Genomic DNA, 5,033 nt, shown 5'->3' on the forward strand with positions numbered 1-5,033 from the left:
TTGTGGAAGCCTTGGCAGCTTTTCGGACAGCGATGTCTTTCCGTTTCTTTGAGTGGCTGACCGAGAATCGGGATGTGTTTGCCGCTTACAAAGCCAGTTTAGGCTTTGTTTGGGCTTGAAATTTGTTTAAGTCCCACTAAGGAGAAATTATCGAGATGACTTAACCTCGATAATCGGGTATTTAATCGATCTGGGTTTGTTAAAAGATTTAACCGTCAAACCATGATACAATAGCGCGGGTTCACCCCAAAAGATAAATAGCGAGCCAATTTCAGAATAATGCTGCAACGAGATTTTCCATTTAAGAATTTTGAAAAGTTTGATTACCGTCTATTTCTGGGTGTATTAATTACTGGATTAGGTTTTATCTTAAGATATTATCAGTACGATTCCTTGCCTCCCTATAACTGGACTCAAGATGAATTTGCTTTTGCTTGGAGTGGCATGAGTTTGATTCAAGAGGGAGTTCCTACCAGTTGGTCTTTCCTCAGTCCCACGGATGATTTTTTGGTGACAGTTTGGGAAAAAACTGCTGTTCGTTATCGTTTTGTTACCCCTTGGTTTGATCATCCTCCCTTGTTTGGATTAATTGTGGGTATGACGGCTATTTTATCGGGAGCAAAGGAATTTTTTGACTGTAGTTTAACAGTAATTAGAATTCCTTCTTTAGTTTTTGGCACTCTCTCTATTTTCTTACTTTATTTATTAGCTTTACGTTTGACTAATACCGGTGTGGCGATTATAACTTCTTTAATTTTTGCCACTAACCCCAATACGGTTTTTTTATCTCGTTTAGCAGTTAGTGAAAATTTATTATTATTTCTAAGTTTAGCGGTAGCAATTTTATTCCTTCAGTACGGTGAAAAGTCTCAAAAAAAGTATCTATACTTGGCTATAGTTCTAGGTGGTTTAGCACCTTTAGTTAAGGTGACAGGATTATATATTCTAGGTTCTCTAGTCGCTTTACTATTATTACAAAAAAATTGGCGAGATAGCTTAATCGCTTCTCTGACGGCAGTTTTATCCTTTGGTTTGTATTACCTTTACGGTTGGTTTTATGATTTTAGTTGGTTTTTAACTACTCTCCAAGAACATAAAAATCGCTTTACGGATTTTGCTATGTTAAAAAATCTAGTTTTACCTACAGTTTTTTTTGAGGATGGTTGGTTAATTTTTAGTTGGATCACTCTACTGTTATTTTCCAGATTTTCTTTAAAAATATCTAAGATACGATTAATTATTTTTCCTATATTAATCTATACAATTCTTCTCATTTTTTCTGGCGCTCAAAGTCATTACTATGCTTGGTATGTAATTCCTTACTATGGATTTCTCTTTCTAGTGCTTGGTATATTCTTAGACGATTTTCGTAAGAACCCTGATTTTATCAGTGCTGCCACTATCTTTATTTTTCTTGTCGTTTGGTCGGTGAATTTAAATATTAAGGATTGGGTTTTGAGTTCCCCTTACGGTAGATATTACTTTATTATCGGAACAGCAATTACTTTAGGGGGATTTTTCTTTAATGATTTAACCGAGAAAAAATCGAAAATTTTAACTAATTTTGTCAAGATAATCATGCTGATTGTCTTTTTGGGATTGTTACTAGGTAATCTTAATCTCATCCTTAACTATAAATTGCCAAGTTAAGCTAGTCAAACTAAACAAATAAATTTTGAATTTTCAATTATGACAATCCTGAAACGTTTTCCACTTTCTCATCCCTTATTTTGGGCAATTACCTACTTTATTGCTTTAGGAATTATCTCGGTTATTTTAGGTCAAGATGTTAGTTGGGATTTACGAAACTATCATTTTTATAATCCCTATATGTTATTGACAGGAAGGTTTAAGTATGATGTCCTACCCGCGCAGATACAAACTTTTTTTAATCCCCTGATTGATGTTCCCTTTTTCGTCGCTATTTATTATCTAAAACTGCCTCCGATTGTCGTGGGGTTTTTAATGGGAGGATTTCACGGGTTAAATCAATGGTTAGTTCACCTAATTACCTATCATTCCCTAGATAAAGTTTCCGAAAGATACAAGATAACTCTAAGCATAGCGGCAGCGATTACCAGTATTTTTGGGGCAGCCTATATTTCGGAGTTAGGAACCAGTATTGGTGATAATACCACCAGTGTTTTCGTTCTGGGAGGATTATTTTTTATAGTTAGTAGTTTAGGGAAAAATCTGCCAATTCCCTCTAAAAATATTCTTTTAGCTGGATTCTTATTAGGATTAGCAACGGGGTTGAAATTAACCAATGCTTTATATGGTATTAGCTTTTTGGTAGCCATTAATTTTTTACCTAATTCTTGGTCAGACAAATTACGCAATTTAATCCTATCAATTCTCTCAATGGCCGTGGGTTTTAGTCTCACTGCTGGTTATTGGATAATCTTAATGTGGACAAAGTTTGCTAATCCTCTTTTTCCCTTCTATAATAAAATATTTCAATCTCCTTATATCGAAACCGACTACAATTTTAAAGGGATACAATATTTGCCTAAAGATATCTGGCAATGGTTGTTTTATCCTGTTTATTTTATCCAGAGACAAACTCTTGTATCTGAGGTTCCTTTCCAAGATAGCCGATTAGCTATAACCTATTTATTGATAATTTTACTAATAGTATTGATTATTGTTCGTGCCATTTCTAATCGCAATATATCCTCTGAACCTGACTTAACCCACGGTCCAGTTTTAGGGTTTTTACTGCCTTTTTCTCTGACCGCTTACTCTATTTGGTTAGTGGGATTTTCTATCTATCGTTATCTAATGCCATTAGAATTAATCACTCCCACTTTAATTATTTTGATTATTGCCTATCTTTATCCTCGAAAGAAACCATTATTAATCATAAATTTGGTAATATTTTCCTTAATTGTCACTACGGTTAAACCGATGGATTGGTGGAGAATGGGATGGTCAGATCATTATTTTGGTATCGATAGTCAAGCATTAAAACCCTACGAAAATTCCACGATTGTTATCTGGGGAGATGAAGGAACATCTTTTATCGTCCCTTATTTTCCCGCTTCGACTCGTTTTGTGAGACTCAAAGGCAATACTGGAGTCAGTGAGGGAACTTTAATGCGAAAAAATGCCGAGACATTTATTGCTAATACTCCCCCAGAATCTCTCTACATTCTCCAGACGGACTTTAATAAAAAATCGCCTGATATAGTGGGGGATTTAGCGAAGGAAAATCTCGTTATTGACTTCCAAAGTTGTCAACCCTTTCCCACCAAAATCGAAAAATTTAATCTCTGTCGTCTTCAGAAAAAGTAATTCTCTACCTTTTATCTGTAATGATTTATCTATTGACCGTTAACTACAATTGCGCGGAATTAATTAAGCGTTTAATCGCTTCCCTCGACGATGACTTATCTGCTACTCTCATCATTGTTAACAATTCCACTGAAGATAAAAATATCCAATCTTTAGCAGCGCAAAGAGTCAAGATTATTGAAGCGGGGGAAAATTTAGGATTTGGGAAAGGATGTAATCTGGGACTTGATTGGATTTATCAACAAGACAGAGAAGCTATCGTTTGGTTAGTTAATCCTGACGCTTACTTATTACCGGACTCTCTGGAGAAAGCAAGCAAATTTTTTCAGCAATATCCGGAAGTTGCCATCGCTGGTACAGAAATTTACGAACCGGATGGTAAAATCTGGTTTGGTTGGGGAAAATTTAATGCCAAAATCGGCACAATTAACGTGGTGGAGGAATCCTTAGACTATGGAGATAAACCCTATCTTATTCCTGACTGGGTGACGGGATGCAGTTTATTAATTAATTTCTCGAATTTTTCCACTTGTCCCCATTTTGATCCCGATTACTTTCTCTACTACGAAGACTTTGATTTTTCCCGAAGATACGCAAATCAAGGCTATTTAGTCGTTGTTACCAATCAGATTAAAATCATTCATGAACCATCTTCTATCACCCGTCGCTATGGTTATCTAAGACTAACTCATAATATCTATAGTTATCTTCTCAGTCTCGAAAAACATACGACTTTAACTATCCTTATTTATCGCTTGCTGCGGATGAGTTTTATGTCTTTACTGATCCTTCCCATTAAACCAAAATTCTCCCTAGCCAAGCTGCAAGGAATTCAACTCTATTGTCAAAGAATTATCACTAAACTGCGTCTAGGTTGAAACCCTTAGTTTTGCCGCTTCTGGCATTATTCTTACTAAATCCTGTTTAAAAGCTATAGGAGAGCGGGGAGTGGCGAGTAGTGGTGATGGTGAGCTATCTTGCTGATCTAGTCTGACAAGTATAATCACCCGAAAAATAAGGAAGAGTGAGCGATTCATGTTAATTTTTATTAAGAAGCGATCTTTGATGAGAACAGACAACTATGAACTTCGAGATTCCCAGTGCCGTAAAAACTTGGTCACAATTTGGCCATCCCATTCTCATGTGGGTTTTATTAGGATTAACTATCTATGCCCTCTATTCGGGGCTACAATGGCGACGGACGCGTACAGCAGATAAAGACCTAAAAAAAGAATTATTGCCCAAGGATTTTCGCACTAAACACTATCAAATTGGCTCCCTAATCCTCGCTTTAATGGTCTTGGGGACGATCGGGGGTATGGCGGTGACTTATATTAATAACGGTAAATTATTTGTCGGTCCCCATCTGCTGGCGGGTTTAGGGATGGTGGGTTTAATCTCGATCAGTGCCGCTTTAGTACCTTTAATGCAAAAAGGCAATGAATTGGCCAGAATCACCCATATTACCCTTAATGCCGTCATTTTAGGTCTTTTTGGCTGGCAAGCCTTCACAGGAATGGATATAGTCCAGCGTATTCTCAGCAAAATTTGACATACTCCCCCCGTCAAGCTACGCTGTGACGGGGGATTCTTGACCTATCACTATCGGAAATTCCTTGTTCAACGAGACAGCTTAGATTCTCAATGTCTCCACTGAAAATCCAGAGGCCGGACTCTCCCAAGGCGTTTGGGTCGGTTTCTGTTTGCCCAACAGTACCGTTGAGATGATTTCCCAAATA

Annotated in this window: 4 protein-coding genes and 1 pseudogene; 4 read left to right on the forward strand and 1 reads right to left on the reverse strand. The window is 36.9% G+C overall.

The window, feature by feature from the left end; all coding sequences use genetic code 11:
* Positions 1 to 279: 279 nt before the first annotated feature.
* The 4 genes from O9295_RS06465 (at position 280) to O9295_RS06480 (ending at position 4,846) form a co-directional block, all read left to right on the forward strand.
* Positions 280 to 1,650 carry an ArnT family glycosyltransferase gene (locus O9295_RS06465; RefSeq protein WP_288032402.1) on the forward strand — a complete coding sequence of 457 codons (1,371 nt, stop codon included), beginning with the start codon at positions 280 to 282 and terminating at the stop codon, positions 1,648 to 1,650.
* 39 nt (positions 1,651 to 1,689) lie between these two features.
* Positions 1,690 to 3,294, forward strand: coding sequence for a glycosyltransferase 87 family protein (locus tag O9295_RS06470; protein ID WP_288032403.1), 1,605 nt, complete (start codon positions 1,690 to 1,692; stop codon positions 3,292 to 3,294).
* A gap of 20 nt (positions 3,295 to 3,314) precedes the next feature.
* The gene (locus O9295_RS06475; protein WP_288032404.1) at positions 3,315 to 4,172 is read left to right on the forward strand and encodes a glycosyltransferase; all 858 of its coding nucleotides are present in this window, start codon (positions 3,315 to 3,317) and stop codon (positions 4,170 to 4,172) included.
* Between the two features lie 203 nt (positions 4,173 to 4,375).
* Positions 4,376 to 4,846 (forward strand): DUF4079 domain-containing protein, encoded by a 471-nt coding sequence (locus O9295_RS06480; RefSeq protein ID WP_004162940.1) that lies wholly within the window; start codon positions 4,376 to 4,378, stop codon positions 4,844 to 4,846.
* A gap of 13 nt (positions 4,847 to 4,859) precedes the next feature.
* Here the strand turns inward: O9295_RS06480 and O9295_RS06485 are convergent.
* Positions 4,860 to 5,033 (reverse strand): annotated as a pseudogene (locus O9295_RS06485) (RNA-guided endonuclease TnpB family protein); the annotation flags it as partial.

Source organism: Microcystis sp. LE18-22.4A, assembly GCF_027531105.1.
GTDB classification, from domain to species: domain Bacteria; phylum Cyanobacteriota; class Cyanobacteriia; order Cyanobacteriales; family Microcystaceae; genus Microcystis; species Microcystis aeruginosa.

Bases quoted from the DNA above. Each gene is read 5' to 3' on its own strand.
- O9295_RS06465 (WP_288032402.1), top strand. From the start codon at position 280: ATGCTGCAACGAGATTTTCCATTTAAGAATTTTGAAAAGTTTGATTAC.
- O9295_RS06470 (WP_288032403.1), top strand. From the start codon at position 1,690: ATGACAATCCTGAAACGTTTTCCACTTTCTCATCCCTTATTTTGGGCA.
- O9295_RS06475 (WP_288032404.1), top strand. From the start codon at position 3,315: ATGATTTATCTATTGACCGTTAACTACAATTGCGCGGAATTAATTAAG.
- O9295_RS06480 (WP_004162940.1), top strand. From the start codon at position 4,376: ATGAACTTCGAGATTCCCAGTGCCGTAAAAACTTGGTCACAATTTGGC.